The 15,462-nt window shown below is 36.6% G+C and carries 16 protein-coding genes and 2 other annotated features; of the genes, 3 read left to right on the top strand and 13 right to left on the bottom strand.

Annotated features, from left to right (window positions below; translation table 11 throughout):
- Position 1 precedes the first annotated feature (1 nt).
- Positions 2–787, bottom strand: a complete 786-nt coding sequence (locus tag AC0NJG_RS19365) for a zinc ribbon domain-containing protein (protein ID WP_474063316.1) — start codon at positions 785–787, stop codon at positions 2–4.
- Between the two features lie 350 nt (positions 788–1,137).
- On the opposite strand from AC0NJG_RS19365, the gene AC0NJG_RS19370 reads away from it, so the two are divergent.
- The gene (locus AC0NJG_RS19370; RefSeq protein ID WP_087951706.1) at positions 1,138–1,971 is read left to right on the top strand and encodes a hypothetical protein; all 834 of its coding nucleotides are present in this window, start codon (positions 1,138–1,140) and stop codon (positions 1,969–1,971) included.
- 34 nt (positions 1,972–2,005) lie between these two features.
- On the opposite strand, the gene AC0NJG_RS19375 is transcribed toward AC0NJG_RS19370, so the two are convergent.
- From AC0NJG_RS19375 to trpE, 11 genes are all read right to left on the bottom strand, one after another.
- On the bottom strand, positions 2,006–2,731 hold the full coding sequence (locus AC0NJG_RS19375) for a DUF5694 domain-containing protein (RefSeq protein ID WP_087951705.1): 726 nt from the start codon (positions 2,729–2,731) through the stop codon (positions 2,006–2,008).
- A gap of 102 nt (positions 2,732–2,833) precedes the next feature.
- Positions 2,834–3,529 (bottom strand): DUF2278 family protein, encoded by a 696-nt coding sequence (locus AC0NJG_RS19380; RefSeq protein ID WP_087951704.1) that lies wholly within the window; start codon positions 3,527–3,529, stop codon positions 2,834–2,836.
- A 90-nt stretch (positions 3,530–3,619) separates the two neighbouring features.
- Positions 3,620–5,119 (bottom strand): L-lactate permease, encoded by a 1,500-nt coding sequence (locus tag AC0NJG_RS19385; protein ID WP_474063317.1) that lies wholly within the window; start codon positions 5,117–5,119, stop codon positions 3,620–3,622.
- Positions 5,120–5,235: 116 nt separating this feature from the next.
- Positions 5,236–5,595 carry a DUF4029 domain-containing protein gene (locus AC0NJG_RS19390; RefSeq protein WP_088327841.1) on the bottom strand — a complete coding sequence of 120 codons (360 nt, stop codon included), beginning with the start codon at positions 5,593–5,595 and terminating at the stop codon, positions 5,236–5,238.
- Positions 5,596–5,669: 74 nt separating this feature from the next.
- Positions 5,670–6,446, bottom strand: a complete 777-nt coding sequence (gene trpA, locus AC0NJG_RS19395) for a tryptophan synthase subunit alpha (RefSeq protein ID WP_087951701.1) — start codon at positions 6,444–6,446, stop codon at positions 5,670–5,672.
- A gap of 3 nt (positions 6,447–6,449) precedes the next feature.
- Complete coding sequence (trpB, locus tag AC0NJG_RS19400; protein WP_087951700.1) at positions 6,450–7,643, bottom strand: tryptophan synthase subunit beta; 1,194 nt, start codon at positions 7,641–7,643, stop codon at positions 6,450–6,452.
- Positions 7,640–8,254: a phosphoribosylanthranilate isomerase gene (locus AC0NJG_RS19405; protein ID WP_087951699.1), complete on the bottom strand. Its 615-nt coding sequence runs from the start codon at positions 8,252–8,254 to the stop codon at positions 7,640–7,642. Before AC0NJG_RS19405 ends, trpB begins: the two co-directional genes overlap by 4 nt.
- The gene (gene trpC / locus AC0NJG_RS19410) at positions 8,251–9,012 is read right to left on the bottom strand and encodes an indole-3-glycerol phosphate synthase TrpC (RefSeq protein ID WP_088327842.1); all 762 of its coding nucleotides are present in this window, start codon (positions 9,010–9,012) and stop codon (positions 8,251–8,253) included. Before trpC ends, AC0NJG_RS19405 begins: the two co-directional genes overlap by 4 nt.
- A 1-nt stretch (position 9,013) precedes the next feature.
- Positions 9,014–10,039 (bottom strand): anthranilate phosphoribosyltransferase, encoded by a 1,026-nt coding sequence (gene trpD, locus AC0NJG_RS19415; RefSeq protein WP_087994560.1) that lies wholly within the window; start codon positions 10,037–10,039, stop codon positions 9,014–9,016.
- On the bottom strand, positions 10,036–10,623 hold the full coding sequence (locus AC0NJG_RS19420) for an anthranilate synthase component II (RefSeq protein WP_087994561.1): 588 nt from the start codon (positions 10,621–10,623) through the stop codon (positions 10,036–10,038). Before AC0NJG_RS19420 ends, trpD begins: the two co-directional genes overlap by 4 nt.
- Positions 10,620–12,038, bottom strand: coding sequence for an anthranilate synthase component I (gene trpE / locus AC0NJG_RS19425; protein ID WP_474063318.1), 1,419 nt, complete (start codon positions 12,036–12,038; stop codon positions 10,620–10,622). Before trpE ends, AC0NJG_RS19420 begins: the two co-directional genes overlap by 4 nt.
- A gap of 52 nt (positions 12,039–12,090) precedes the next feature.
- Positions 12,091–12,335, bottom strand: a binding site (T-box leader).
- A 42-nt stretch (positions 12,336–12,377) separates the two neighbouring features.
- Positions 12,378–12,615, bottom strand: a binding site (T-box leader).
- 307 nt (positions 12,616–12,922) lie between these two features.
- On the opposite strand from trpE, the gene putP reads away from it, so the two are divergent.
- Both putP and AC0NJG_RS19435 read left to right on the top strand, forming a co-directional pair.
- A complete protein-coding gene (putP, locus tag AC0NJG_RS19430) occupies positions 12,923–14,401 on the top strand; it encodes a sodium/proline symporter PutP (protein WP_087951694.1) in 1,479 nt (492 codons plus the stop codon).
- Between the two features lie 163 nt (positions 14,402–14,564).
- Positions 14,565–14,963, top strand: coding sequence for an Ig-like domain-containing protein (locus tag AC0NJG_RS19435; RefSeq protein ID WP_087951693.1), 399 nt, complete (start codon positions 14,565–14,567; stop codon positions 14,961–14,963).
- A 24-nt stretch (positions 14,964–14,987) separates the two neighbouring features.
- Here AC0NJG_RS19435 and AC0NJG_RS19440 read toward each other — a convergent pair whose 3' ends face one another.
- Positions 14,988–15,383 (bottom strand): PH domain-containing protein, encoded by a 396-nt coding sequence (locus tag AC0NJG_RS19440; RefSeq protein ID WP_087951692.1) that lies wholly within the window; start codon positions 15,381–15,383, stop codon positions 14,988–14,990.
- Positions 15,384–15,462: the final 79 nt, after the last annotated feature.

Here is a 15,462-nt window from a genome sequence, read left to right on the forward strand (position 1 = left end):
TTTAGAGACCAGTTATTCCCTGTGTAAAGGTTTGAATTATCGTGCTAATGTAAGACCACAGTACAATGAATGTTGCAATTCCAATTAAAACATTTGCGATAAGTAGTGTATAAATAGAATCTAATCCGCCGTTATCTAGTTTTACTATAGCTACAATTATACTAATTGCCATATACGTTGTAGACAGCCCTAATAAAATTGGTAAGAAAAAGATTAATAAAAAGCTAAACAGAAAAGAAAGAACTAATATAGCAATAGCTGGCGTCGCTATCATTCCCCACACACCAAATACTTCAAGAAATGAAAATGAAGATTTCATCATCTTTCCACTTACAAAGATAATAAATCCGACAAATAAAGTTAAAATGAGTAAAAATAAAAAGACTGTTATAGAGTCTCCAAAGAAAGAAGGAGTAGATAAATCTGGCGCTAATGTTCTCGTAAGTGCTGCCCCAGCACTCATCATTCTATAAAAAATACATGCCCCTAAAAAACAAATAAGAACAAGACTTACAATTCCATTTCGTACTTCAACCTTACCACTTTTCATAATAGCTGTCGGTGCTTGTAATGCGTGTTTAAAAAACTGAAAATAGTCACTTGCAAACTGCTTTGCTTGCTCTACCGTTTCATTTGGTCGAGCTTCCTTCGCTTGTGCTACGCGTGCCTGTTGCTCACCTTCTTCCTGTGAACTACTCGCTACTGCTCCCTCCGTTAACGAATGTCCACAATTCCCGCAAAACTTTGCCTCTGCTGTATTTTCTGTATGACACGCCGGACATTTCATTCTCGCATTCCCCCCCTTAAGTAGATACCATATAGGGTGTTACAAATTCAATATATGACTTGGGACATAAAACATGACTACTAGAAAAAGATTATGAAATCCTTCTTTCAAAAGAAATATATATGTTAGCAATCTTGAAAAATAATGCTATTATGAAACAGAATAAAGTGAAACTTTAATCAGTGGGGGTTTTCTTCATCCCCCACTGATTATCAGCCCTCACCAATCGGACTTTTATGGGCAGCCCGCCCCCTACCTAACTTCTTTGCTTTCGCTGAATTTTGAGATGGGAGTCTTACTGCCCATTAAAGTCGGATAAATAATATTTTTAACAGATTGGATGAAAAACAATGGAATTGTTAAACTCAATTTTTCAAATACTCCTTACAAGCGTAATCCAATTATTTTCCTTAATTGGTGTTATCATTGTAATTGGATTTCTATTAGGTTATTTAGAATCTCTCACACGAATGTATTGGTCGAGAGCTTTCGGAAGAAAAGGATTCCTATTAACGGCTTGGATTGGTGTTCCTATTCACGAACTTGGACATGCCATTATGTGCGTGCTGTTCCGTCATAAAATTGTAGCAACGCAGTTCTTTCCAACAGATACAAGTCAAGGTGCTTTAGGTTACGTACAACATCAATACAATCAAAAAAGTGTATATCAACGAATTGGGAATTTCTTCATTGGAATTGGTCCTATTATTTCCGGTATTACTGCACTAATCCTTTTAATGCGCTATTTCGTACCAAATTCATATTTCTTATTTCATACAACTCTCGAAAAAACAATCGCTTCTACTTCTATTAATGTAGAAATGGTTCAAAACATGCTCTTTTCAACATTTGTATTGTTGAAAAGCTTATTTACAATAAGCAATTTATTGAATCCTTCCTTTTGGCTATTTTTATTTATCGCTATTTGTATTTCGGCCCATATCGCTTTAAGTAAACCAGACATTAAAGGATCAATAGACGGCATTATCGTCATGTTTATCGTGTTATTTTTATTCAATATAATAGCGGGACTGTTTCAGTACGATAGTAACCAGCTTATTGGAAAAATGATGAAGTATAATATGTATCTCATTGCGTTTTCTAGTGTGGCACTGTTGTTCTCTTGTATTTCTACACTTGTTAGTTTTGGTTTTTATAAAATAAGAGGAGGGCGTTCTATTTAAATAAAAGGGTATCCAATTACAACTGGATACCCTTTTATTTAAATGCATGTTCTTCATACAGATATTTGTCTGCTAATACGACCTCACAATTCTCTCCTTCTTCAAGGAATCTAGCAACAATCGAACAATGTGACACACCAACTATAAATAAAATACGCTCATCAGTTGATTCAATTAAACGAACAATATTTGAATACATAATTAAATTTCTTTTATACCACCATGTTAACCATTCCATCCCAACATATTGACCGAAATCACCAATGCGTGCCATATTTACATATAACTTATGTAGCTGATTAAATACTTCTTGATTATTCATTTCTTGGTAAAACTCAAGAACACTTTTAGTATCCGCTAAATTTATTTCTGGTACCAAACTAAATATTTCTTCAAATAAATCTGGTTGATTTTCTTTCACCCATTTATGTACATCCCAAACATCAGTAACTTCATTTCCACCCATCCAATCAATTGCATATACCTGTTTATGCTTTAAGTTTGTTGCCATTCTAAAACCAATTTGATCTATTTCATTTAATGCTAATTCGTATGCACCTATCTTGTACTGTTTAAAATTCTCATTTAATTTATCCTGCTTATCTGTAATACTTTCAACTGCAATTTTTGTTGGCTGGAATTTCTGTATGATAGAAACAAGCTCTCTAATTTCGGCTTGCCTCTTTTCCGATAATAATTCTTCATGCTCACTCATATGACAAGATCCCAGTATTAGAACTTTCGGTTTATTTTCTTTCATTTCCACCCTCCCCTTTTATTCTGACTATTCAATTCTACCAAAGTAAACTCAATTGTAAATAATTGTATTATGCAAAAAAGGCCATCTAACTTGCAATGGCCTTTACTTATATAATAACCTCTTATTTGTATAATTACAGTTCTCAACCGGCACACGAGCATGTCCCTCTTCATCGGTACACCATGACTGTGATTGGAAGGCAAGAAAAATACCGATCCATTCTTCTTCCTTCTCGAAGTGAATGAGTATTCCTCCGTCTTGCCATATGCCATCATCACCTTTCCATTTCTCTACATTTCCTTGATTCATGTGAATATCGTGTATCCCGTTTCCTGGTTCGAAATGAAAGTAAGAATCGGGTGTATTTTCTTCTGGTCCCCATCTTTCACCGAACGCGTAAATAATTGCTTTTTCTTCTATCGCTCGTTTTATATAATGTTCTATTTTTTCATTTAAATCATTGTCTACTCCTGCTTTTTCAGCAGGTAAAGGAATCATTTGTTTCGAATCAAATACATTACCTCTTACATAATCTAAAGCTACTTTCGGCTCATTGTTTTTTATTTCTGTAAAACCAAACGGTAACGTCGGTAAAATATGAATCGCTTCTGACCGAATATTGTCGCTTGCAAAATATAAAACTTCTGACGGGTAACTTTGCGACTTTACATTAATTGCAATACGATAATCTACTTCTGCTTCACCTTGTAAATGAACTTGATAATGAGGAGTTTTCCCTTTTCCGATCTTAGATTGTATAACGGTACCTTTTAACACGCCGTAGTTTTTTAGGGGCATATATTTCATCTCCTATTCATTTAGTAGAAGCTGTTCATATTTAAAACATTATCCAATCGTGCAAAAAATCCTCCTATGTTAGGAGGATTTTTAATTTCTCAACATATACCAAACAATAACCTCTACCACTACAAGTAACACCGCACCCAAAATCATTAACGTCGTCTTCTTTAATAGTTCATTTTCACGATACGGGATGTTACATAAATACGCACCTAGTGTAATCCGTGACGGACAAGCAATTGTCGCTACTGACGAGGCGGTGTTTTGAAGTGTTGTAACGTATTGCCACGGGAGTGCTACGTTTTGTGCCGTTTGCATTTGTAGTTTTATAAACATCGCATTTGAGCCTGCGTTACTACCTGTTAAAAAGCCACCGATTCCGCCGATAAACGGAGCAACGAAAACGAAAAAAGTTCCAAACGTTTCACCAGCTGTTTTTGCCAGTAATGCATGCATGCCAGATGCACCCATTAGTTCTGAAATGGCGATAAACATTGTCGTCGTAATCGCAAAGGGAATCCATTGTTTTATCGTTTGCGAGAGTGATTGTTTAATAATATTTGATGGAATTCGGAAGAAAATGATTGTAAATAAACAAGTCATACCTAGCCAAAAACCTGGCGAATATAGTAGCTCTAGTTTGTAAGAGTATGATTTTAAATCAAGAACCGCATATGATCTCAATAAGTCATGGAATACTGGTACAAGGCGAGAAAGTAAAATACAAACTGTTAGAAATATATAAGGGCTAATAATTTTTATAATAGATACTTCTCTCTCCGTTGTAGCAGCATGTTCTGTTATTAGGTTTTGTTCGTTTTTTCCTTTTAATTTAACAATAAGAAAGCCAAATGTAATGGTAACGATGGAACTTAATATACCTGCTAGTTCAACACTTACGTATGCGTTAGAAAGATAGATTCCAAGAGAAAATAATAGAAAGAAACCGAATCCTTCCTTCCACTTTTCAATAACCGCCTGCCAGCCGCCAACAACATATAAAGAAAGAATGACGAAATAAGCAAACATCGGGATACTTAATAGCGCTGTATTTGTACCGAGTGTTGTAAGAGGCATATTGATAAGTTGCGAACCGATAATCGTACCAGTTGCCATTGCTCCCCATGAACTAGCTAGTAAGCCGATAAACGAGAGCAGTACAGATTGAAACGGTTTATAGCCTAATGATAGAAAAATAGGTGCTGCAACCATAAAGCCAATTCCAAATCCACTTACTGATTCAATTAGTGGGCAAATACCAAAACACATAAGAAGCATTTGTAATAAACGATCGTGCGTAACTTCTTCTAAAAAACGTGCTACTTGATCGATGTACCCCATTTTGTTCATGAGGTGAAATAAAAAAATGCCGAAAAACAAAACGTACCCAACAATAAAACAAATTAACGAACCTTTAATCGTTGCGTGCACAGTTTCACTTATCCCTAGTTGAAACGTTGGCGAGAGTAAAACGATTCCAACAGACACAACGTAAGCAATTAAAGAAGACCTTAATGACGTTTGTTTAAATAAAAATAAACAAATGAAAATCATCATAATTGGGTTAAGTGCCAACAATATGGCCATGTTATCATCTCTTTTCATTAAAAATACAATTTTTAACTATTATATAACAGATGACATAAATTTCAATTGTTTTTGCAACAGATTTAAAAAAGGAGCCATTTAGCTCCTTTTTTGAATCAGTTCCATTTTCTCTTATCTTGAAAAACTCTCTGCTGCCTGATTATTTTGTCTAACACAACAAACACAATATAAGCACATATGACTTGCAATACAACATTCCCAAATTTCATTAATTCAAATGAACGGATCCATCTGAATAATTCATTTAATAATACAATCGAAACGATACTAAATAATTCTATACTAATCGAAAATAGACATATTTCTAAAATAGACTGTTCTTGAATGCGATTTAAGTTGGAAAAGATGAATACATATCCTAAAAATAGAGCCATCAACTCTATTTTTGTCATGCTAATGAGCCAAGCGTATAGTGGTACAGTTAGAAGTAGATATAGTAGTTTACGTCTTAGCATGCCTTCTCACCCTCTATATTATATGTATTTTCTGTATATTTTAACATTTATTACGCAAAACAAAAAGAAGAGACTTATGCCTCTTCTTTTTGTTTTGTTGCCTGTATGAATTCACATATTTCTTCTCGTTTTTCATTTTCTAACAGCTCGATCACTTTACTTCCAACCACAACTCCGTCACATATTGTAATCATTTCTTCTACATGTTCCTTCGTTGAAATACCGAACCCTGCTACTACCGGTAAATTCGTATGTGATTTTACTTTTTCTAAGTAACTATGAATCTCCTCTTTAAAATTTTGACGTACTCCTGTTACGCCCGCTACTGTAACGGCGTAGACGAATCCTTCTGATTCACTTGTAATTTTTTCGATTCGCTCAATTGGGCTCGTTACGGTAACGAGTGGGATTAAAGCGATATTTGCCGTTCGGAGAAGCGGTGCAATAATGTCTTGTTCTTCATACGGTAAATCTGGAACAATAATACCGTCTACCCTTGCTTCTATACAATTTTCAATGAATTGTTCTTTTCCGAATGCGAGTACTGGATTTAAATATGTCATAAGTACAAACGGAATTTGTACTTCTTTCCTTACCTCTATTAATGCTTGAAAAATGCCTTTTACTGTTACACCGCTATCTAGTGCTCGTTTCCCTGCTCTTTGAATCGTTGGGCCATCTGCAACTGGATCTGAAAACGGAATACCAATTTCAACGATGCTTGCTCCAGCCTCATCTAGAAAACGAATTCTTTCTTTTAATTTTTCAAGGCCACCATCTCCACCCATTACGTACGGAATAAATGCTTTCTTGCCATTTTCAAATGCTGCTTTAATTTTTTCTACTCCCATTTTTTACACCTCTTCCATATAACGTTTTATACTCTCTACATCTTTATCACCGCGGCCAGATAAACAAATGACAAGCCCCTCGTCTTTCTTCATTTGCGGTGCTAATTTTAATGCGTATGCGACAGCATGCGAGCTTTCTAACGCCGGGATAATCCCTTCTTTTTTCGTTAATAATTGAAATGCTTCTAACGCTTCTTCATCTGTAATCGAGTGATACGAAACGCGGCCAATATCTTTTAGCAAGCTATGTTCCGGCCCAACACCTGGATAATCTAGTCCTGCTGAAATAGAATGAGCTTCTTGAATTTGTCCCTCTTCATTTTGTAGAAGATACATCATCGATCCGTGTAAAACTCCGACGCTTCCTTTCGTTAAAGTAGCTGCATGCTGTTCTGTATGAACGCCTTTTCCAGCTGCTTCTACGCCGTAAAGAGCAACTTCTTCATCGTGTACGAACGGATAAAACATTCCCATCGCATTACTACCACCGCCAATACAAGCAACAACTGCTTCTGGTAATTTCCCTTCTAACGCTTCATATTGTTTTTTCGTTTCATTTCCAATTACACTTTGGAAATCACGGACAATTTGCGGGAATGGATGTGGTCCAAGAACGGATCCCATAATGTAGTGCGTATCATGCACGTGTGAAACCCAGTAACGAAGCGCCTCGTTCACCGCATCTTTTAATGTGCCGCTACCTGCCGCTACACTTTCTACTTTCGCTCCGAGTAATTCCATTCGAAACACGTTTAATTTTTGGCGTCTCACATCTTCTTCTCCCATAAAGATGACGCATTCTAAACCGAGAAGGGCACATACAGTAGCTGTTGCAACACCGTGTTGTCCAGCCCCTGTTTCAGCAACAACTTTTTTCTTGCCCATTCGTACTGCAAGAAGTGCCTGACCAATTGTATTATTAATTTTATGAGCTCCTGTATGGTTCAAATCTTCACGTTTTAAATAAATCTTTGCACCGCCGCAATACTTCGTCATATTTTCAGCGAAATAAAGCGGTGTTTCTCTTCCGACATACGTTTTTAAATAATAATTTAATTCTTTTTGAAACGCTTCATCTTCCATTGCCTCTTTATATGCTTCTTCTAGTTCTAATACAGATTGCATTAACGTTTCTGGAACGTATCGTCCTCCATATATACCGTAGTGACCTTTTTCATCTGGATATGCATAGTTCATTTGGAACACTCCTTTGCTTTTATAATAAATTGTTTTATTTTCTCTACATCTTTCTTTCCTTCTGTCTCTACTCCGCTACTTACATCGACCATGCACGGCTGAATAGTTCGAATCGCTTCTTCTATATTAAGAGCGTTTAAGCCACCAGCTAATATCGTTTTCTCTCGCAACTCTTTTGGCATATGCGTGAGTAACTCCCATGAAAATTTCTTTCCATTTCCTCCGTGAAACTTTTCTTTTGGGCTATCAAACAATATATAATCCGCTTCATATGTTTGAGCCTTTTTCATATCGTCCTTTGCAGTTACTCCGAGTGATTTTATAGACGGAATATTCAATCTTCTGATTTGATGATTATCTTCATCCCCATGTAGTTGCACATGCGTTAACCCGCATTCATCTGCAATTTTCTGAATCTCTTCTACTGATTCATTTACGAAAACACCGATTTTTAATACGGTTGCTGGAATCTCCTGAATGATTTCTTTCGCTCTCTTTGGATTGATTTTCCGCTTACTTTCTGCAAAAACAAATCCGAGTGCATCAGCTCCGTATTCACAAGCACGTTTTGCCGTTTCAACATCAGTGATGCCGCAAATTTTCACTTTCATATGTTCACCTTACAATCTTCAAAAAAGGTACGAATAGAAGATGATGTCATAAGTGCTTCTCCAACTAATACACCTTTCGCTCCAGCTCGTTTGACGCGAATAATATCTTCTTTTGAATGAATCCCGCTTTCACTAATCCAAAGTAATTTCTCCTCGTTTAATCGTTTTCCAAGCTTTTCTGTTTGGCTTAAATCGACTTCGAATGTTTTTAAATTACGGTTGTTAATACCGATAATGTGCGGATTTAATTGGATCGCAATTTCTAATTCCTGTTCATCATGAACTTCAACAATTGCTTCTAACCCTTTTTCTCGTACGTAGCTATATAGCTCTTTTAATTTCTCTTTCGTTAAAGCTGCTACAATTAATAAAATAATATCTGCGCCAGCTTCATACGCTCTATCAATTTGAATTGTATCGATTATGAAATCTTTACATAAAAGCGGAATGTTACTTTCTGCTCTTGCGGTTTGTAAATCATGAAACGATCCTTTAAAAAATTGACCGTCTGTTAAAACAGAAACTGCTCCTGCGCCGCATTCTTCGTATGTTTTCACTTGTTTTCGTACATCCACGTGTAAATTGATATCTCCTTTTGATGGTGATGCTCGCTTTACTTCTGCAATAACAGTAAACTGCTGTAATGCTTCTACGAGTGAATGTGTCTTTCTACTTTCTTTTATTGGTGTATATGTTTCATATAATGCCGCAACTTCCTTTTTCTTTTGGTCTACAATTTTGTCTAAAATCGTCCCCACTTTAATTCACCCTTTCTAATTTTTCGTTACTTGCTGCAATTAATAAGTTTAGTTTGGCTAATGCTTTTCCTGAGTCAATACTATGTGCCGCTAGTGTAATTCCTTCTTCAATCGTTTCTGCTTTTCCATTTGCGAAAAGGGCTAGGCCTGCATTTAATAAAACAGTATCGCGATAGACACTCTTTTCTCCACTTAATACGCCGAGCGTAATCTTTGCATTTTCTTTCGAATTTCCGCCTCTAATCTCTTCATTTTTCACTATTGAGAAACCATATTTCTCAGGTTCAATACTCGTTTCTACTATTTCATTATCTTTTAAAATGACAACACGATTTTCTCCTTGCAATGATGCTTCATCTAAAAATCCACTTCCATTTACGACAAGTGCTTGTTTTCTTCCTAGTTTCTGTAATACTTGCGCAACTGGTAGTAACATGTCTCGTTTATAAATGCCGACAAATTGTGTTTCTAAATTCACCGGATTCGTTAAAGGACCAATTAAATTAAAGATCGTCGGCACATTTAATTCTTTTCTTATTTTCATAATGCGCCTTAATGCTGGATGCATCGCTGGTGCGAATAAAAATGCAATGCCGACATGCTCTAATAAATAATCAATTTCGTTTGGCGTACTGCTAATATTTACACCGAGTTCTTCTAATAAATCTGCACTTCCTGTTTTACTAGAAACAGCACGGTTACCATGTTTTGCAACCTTTACACCAGCTCCTGCCAGTACAAATGCCGATGTTGTACTAATATTAAACGTTTGGGCACCGTCACCACCTGTCCCGCAATTGTCCATCGCTCCTTTTATATGATTCGAAAACGGTAATGCCTTTTCACGAAGAGCTCGGACGAGACCGTATATTTCTTCTGCAGTTTCACCTTTCGCTTTCAGTAAGACTAAGAAAGCTGCAATTTCACTTTCCAATATGTTTTCATTTAATAAAAGAAGCCCTGCTTTATACATTTCCTCTTCTGTTAAATGTTGTCCCTCCACTAATTTACGAAGATAGTTATTCATACTCTTTCCTCCTCTTTCACTTCGCCTAAAAAGGCACATATTAACTTTCCGCCTTCTTCTGTCGCGATTGATTCCGGATGAAACTGTAATCCGAAGAGCGGATAATAATTGTGACGGACTGCCATTATTTCTCCGTCTTCCATCGCTGTCGCTAATATGTCAAAACACTCTGGCAAGCTCGTTTGCTCTGCAACAAGAGAATGGTAGCGCATCGCTGTTAGCGGCTGTGTCACGTATGAAAAGATTGACGTTCCGTTATGTTTCACACGGGATGTTTTTCCGTGTTTAATGCGCTCTGCTCTTACAATATCTCCTCCAAATGCTGATATAATTGCTTGATGTCCAAGACAAATACCTAATATGGGAACGTTCTTATAAAAATGACGAATCACTTCAATACAAATGCCAGCATCCTCTGGTTTTCCTGGTCCTGGTGAAAGCACAATTCCTTTCGGCTTCATTTCTTCTAATTGTTCTATCGTTATTTGATCATTTCTTACGACAACAATATCCTCTTCGTATTCACCTAACAGTTGATACAAGTTATATGTGAATGAATCGTAATTATCAATCAGTACAATCATTTCATTACCTCCAAAAGCGCTCTCGCTTTATTTAACGTTTCTTCATATTCATCAACTGGGTCTGAATCGTAGACAATACCCGCTCCTGCCTGAACGTATGCTTTCTCATCTTTCACAACCATCGTTCGAATGGCGAGCGCCATATCAAGATTTCCTGAAAAACTAACGTATCCAACTGCACCGGCGTATACATTTCTTTTTTCATTCTCTAGCTCATTTATAATTTCCATCGCTCTAATTTTCGGAGCACCTGATACCGTCCCCGCTGGTAAACAGTACGCTAATGCATCAAATCCGCCCATTTGTTTTCGCAATATTCCGTAAACTTCAGATACAATGTGCATAACGTGAGAGTATTTTTCTACTTTCATATATTTATCTATCGTAACCGAGCCGATTTCACTCACTCTACCAATATCATTTCGCCCAAGATCTACAAGCATCATATGCTCTGCTCGTTCTTTCTCATTTTCTAACAGCTCTTTTTCAATTTCCGTATCTTCCTGCTTTGTCTTCCCTCTCGGCCTCGTACCAGCAATTGGATTTGTCATCACTTTATCCTCTCTTACCGATAGCAAACTTTCTGGCGAAGAACCGAGTACAACATAATCTTGAAACTCGATATAGAACATATATGGTGATGGATTGGCAATTCGTAGTTTTCGGTATAACGCGAATGGATCACCAATACATTCACTTTGTAAACGCTGGGATAATACGACTTGGAATATGTCCCCAGCCCCGATGTATTCTTTCGCCGTTTCTACCATAACGCAAAATTCTTTTTCCGTTATAGAAGAAGTGAATGATAATGTTGATCTTATTTCAGTTACTTCCGCTTCTTCTCCCTGTAGCACTTCCTCTTTGTATACTCGCAGCCTTTCGTATACTTCTTCATAATCTGCTGAATCATCTTCCCTACATACATATACAAACGACAACTTTTGACGTAAGTGGTCATACACGATAAACTCACGGTACAGTAAAAGGTGTACCTCTGGAATATTCAATGGATCGTGTAAATCTGTTCCAATGTTTTCATATTGCCGAATAACGTCATAGCCAATATAACCAACTGCTCCTCCGCAAAAAGGAAATGGACTGTCTACTTGAGCTGACGCAATCACTTCTTCTAACACTTGTAGTACGTTACCTTGTAACTTTTCTGTTTGACCGAAAATCGTTCGTTCCACTTCCGTACCAACGCTTTTCACTTCTCCATAAGGATTACATCCTAAGTAAGAATAACGCCCTTTATCTTGATGAAGCTGTGAACTTTCTAATAAGAATTTCTTCTTCCCTTTCATACGTCTATATAAAGAAATTGGCGTAATGCTATCTCCTTCTTCTTCAGCGATTACTAAAAATGTCTTTCTCTCTCTTTTTTGTTTTATAAATTCTTCTTTCGTCATCATGTCCTTCACCTCGCCCTGAAAAATAAAAAAGTCCCCTACATATCGAAAATATGTAGAGGACGATAAATATACCGCGGTACCACCTCGTGTTGGATGCAAAAGCATCCCGCTTTGTTCAGGTACAAAATATATACCTTATCCTTGTAACGGCGGAACCCGGGTTGCCTACTGAAAATAATTGTTCAGCATACCTCTCGTAAGCCCATTCCGTATATGACACCGCACCGGGTTCCCACCTATCCCCGGCTCTCTGTAACGTCTCCAATATACGTACTCTTCTTACTTCAACGATTTCATTTATTTAATTTTTTATACACAAAAAGGGAGTACTCATCCTATAAAAAGGACGGGTACTCCCGTGGTGCCACCTTAATTCGTTACGAATGTAACGCACTTTACCGTATCAAAAACAATACGTGTCTCTTGTATCGATGAGATCATGTCGCCAAAGCCTACTTCTTTCGTTTCGGTTTGGAAGCTCCGAAGCCCATTCCACATCAATTCCATACTGATTCGCACCAACCATCAGCTCTCTGACATGTTCATCATGTGTACTCTTCTTCATCAACGCTTGCATTTTTTTAAGTTGCACTCATTATAGACCTGACTTTTTTCACAAGTCAATACTTTTTTAAAAATTTTATTTTTCTTTCCTTTCAATATTATATTGACAAAACAACCGCTTTTTATGTAAATATAATAAATACTCTATTAAAAATAAGGTTTTTTTGTATGAATATTATATATTAAAAAAGTAAAATAACATCAAAAAACGCTTACATTTCTGAAAATTCATATTTCTGTATGGATTTTTCAGAATAATCATGATAGATTATAAATATGCATAACGCATCAAAAGACATGACAAAAGGAAGGGGAACTACATGAGTACGCAGATGTTAACTTTAACTTCTATCTCTATTTACATGCTCGGGATGTTAGTAATTGGCTATTTCGCCTACAAACGAACGTCCAACTTAACAGATTATATGCTTGGCGGGCGTACACTAGGCCCCGCAGTAACAGCATTAAGTGCTGGAGCATCCGATATGAGTGGTTGGCTTTTAATGGGATTACCCGGTGCAATGTTTAGCGTTGGATTAAGTAGTAGTTGGATTGCGATCGGCCTGACACTAGGCGCATACGCAAACTGGCTATATGTCGCTCCTCGCTTACGTACCTACTCTGAAATTGCAAACAACTCTATTACTATCCCAGAATTTTTGGAACACCGTTTCCACGACAAATCTCACATGCTACGCTTAGTATCCGGACTTGTTATTATGATTTTCTTTACTTTTTATGTAGCTTCAGGATTAGTTTCAGGCGCTGTATTATTTGAAAATTCATTTGGTATGAACTACCATGTTGGATTATTCATTGTAGCTGGTGTTGTTGTCGCTTACACATTATTTGGTGGTTTCTTAGCAGTAAGTTGGACAGACTTCGTGCAAGGAATCATTATGGTAGTTGCTCTTATTCTTGTTCCTATCGTAACAATTATGAATTCGAACGGACTTGGACCTGCATTTGATACAATTCGTTCTGTAGATCCAACACGTTTAGATATTTTTAAAGGTGCCTCTACTTTAGGGATTATTTCTTTATTTGCATGGGGCCTTGGTTATGTTGGACAACCTCATATTATCGTACGCTTTATGGCGATTTCCTCTGTAAAAGAAATTAAAAGCGCACGAAGAATTGGTATGAGCTGGATGATTTTCTCTGTTGTCGGAGCTATGTTTACTGGCCTTATCGGTATTGCTTACTACTCACAACAAGAGTTAACATTATCTAACCCAGAAACAATTTTCCTTGAACTAGGAAAAATTTTATTCCACCCACTTATTACTGGATTTTTATTAGCAGCGATTTTAGCAGCGATTATGAGTACAATCTCATCTCAGTTACTCGTTACTTCTAGTGCTATAACAGAAGATTTATATCGTACATTCTTTAAACGTTCTGCTTCTGATAAAGAACTTGTATTTGTCGGTCGTATGGCTGTACTTGTTATTGCATTAGTTGGGTGCGCTTTAGCGTTTAAACAAAATGATACGATTTTAGCTCTTGTTGGATACGCTTGGGCTGGATTTGGTTCTTCATTCGGACCTGCTATTTTATTAAGCTTATATTGGAAACGCATGACGAAGTGGGGCGCACTTGCTGGTATGATTTCTGGTGCCGCTACAGTCATTATTTGGACTCAATTCAAATTCTTAAAAGAATTCTTATATGAAATGATTCCTGGTTTCACTATTAGTTTACTAGTAATCGTAATTGTTAGTTTACTAACACAACCTTCAAAAGAAATTGAAGAGCAATTTGAGAATTTCGAAAAACAACATAATCATAATCTATAAAGGAAAAGCTCTGCTGTTATTGTATCAGCAGAGCTTTCTTTATATCAAAGTTCGACAATCTTCTGCTCGAATTTAACAATTTCTTTATGTTTCATTAAATTAAACGTAACACTACTCCTTTATAGTAGTACTATCAGCACTTATACAGAAAGGGGACTCCAACATGTTAGCAGCTTTCCAGCAACAACAAACACGAAAATTTTCACCTATCACAAATACTTCTGCGTCTTGTTTGAACATACAACCTAATCCACCTAAAATTTCAATTGCTCCTTCTGTTATTTCAGTCATTGGTGTTCATATGGAAAAAAACAAGTTAAAAGTAAGAACGGGACAAAGCACTGAGCTATCAGCTTCTGTTTTGCCAGTGCAAGCAACGAATAAAGAACTTATTTGGACAAATATGAATGCTGATGTTATCACACTGTATCCAAAAGGAGACACGGTAACGATTACTGGAAAAAGTGCAGGTAGAGCAGTCGTAATTGTTACAACTGCTGAAGGAAAGTTCCGTGACCTATGTATGATTCATGTACAACCTTATATGACAAATCCAAAGTAAAAGAGTGGCTTCGTAGCCACTCTTTTACTTTGTTTCAATGTGTGAATTTTTACTTGTAACGAGATTGATGAATTGCTCTTTATCTTTAGGAGAAATAATTTCTGTTTGATGTGCACCGTAAACAATTTCAAGTCGATCAAACGATAAGGCATAGGCTGCTACTGGATTTTTCGTATTTGAAATTCGTTTTATATCTCGTATAAATATGCGCTTTTTAACGAAACCCGATTTAATAGTAATTCTTTCTTCTCCGACGATATATTTTGTTGAAAACCAACTCCACATAAATAAGATGGCCAATGGGATTGTGAAAAATAAAAGAAAATATTCTCTTCCTGCAAATATTGGAGCAAAACAGGCTCCAATGACAACGAAAAAAATCGGATATAACCATACATCTTTTTTTGATGGAAATTCCACTAAACTTCTCCTCTCTTGATTTAAGTCAATGAACCTCCTCTTCTTCTCTATTACAATGAAAACACCATTAGGATAGGAG

This window comes from Bacillus sp. SSR7 (assembly GCF_055902415.1).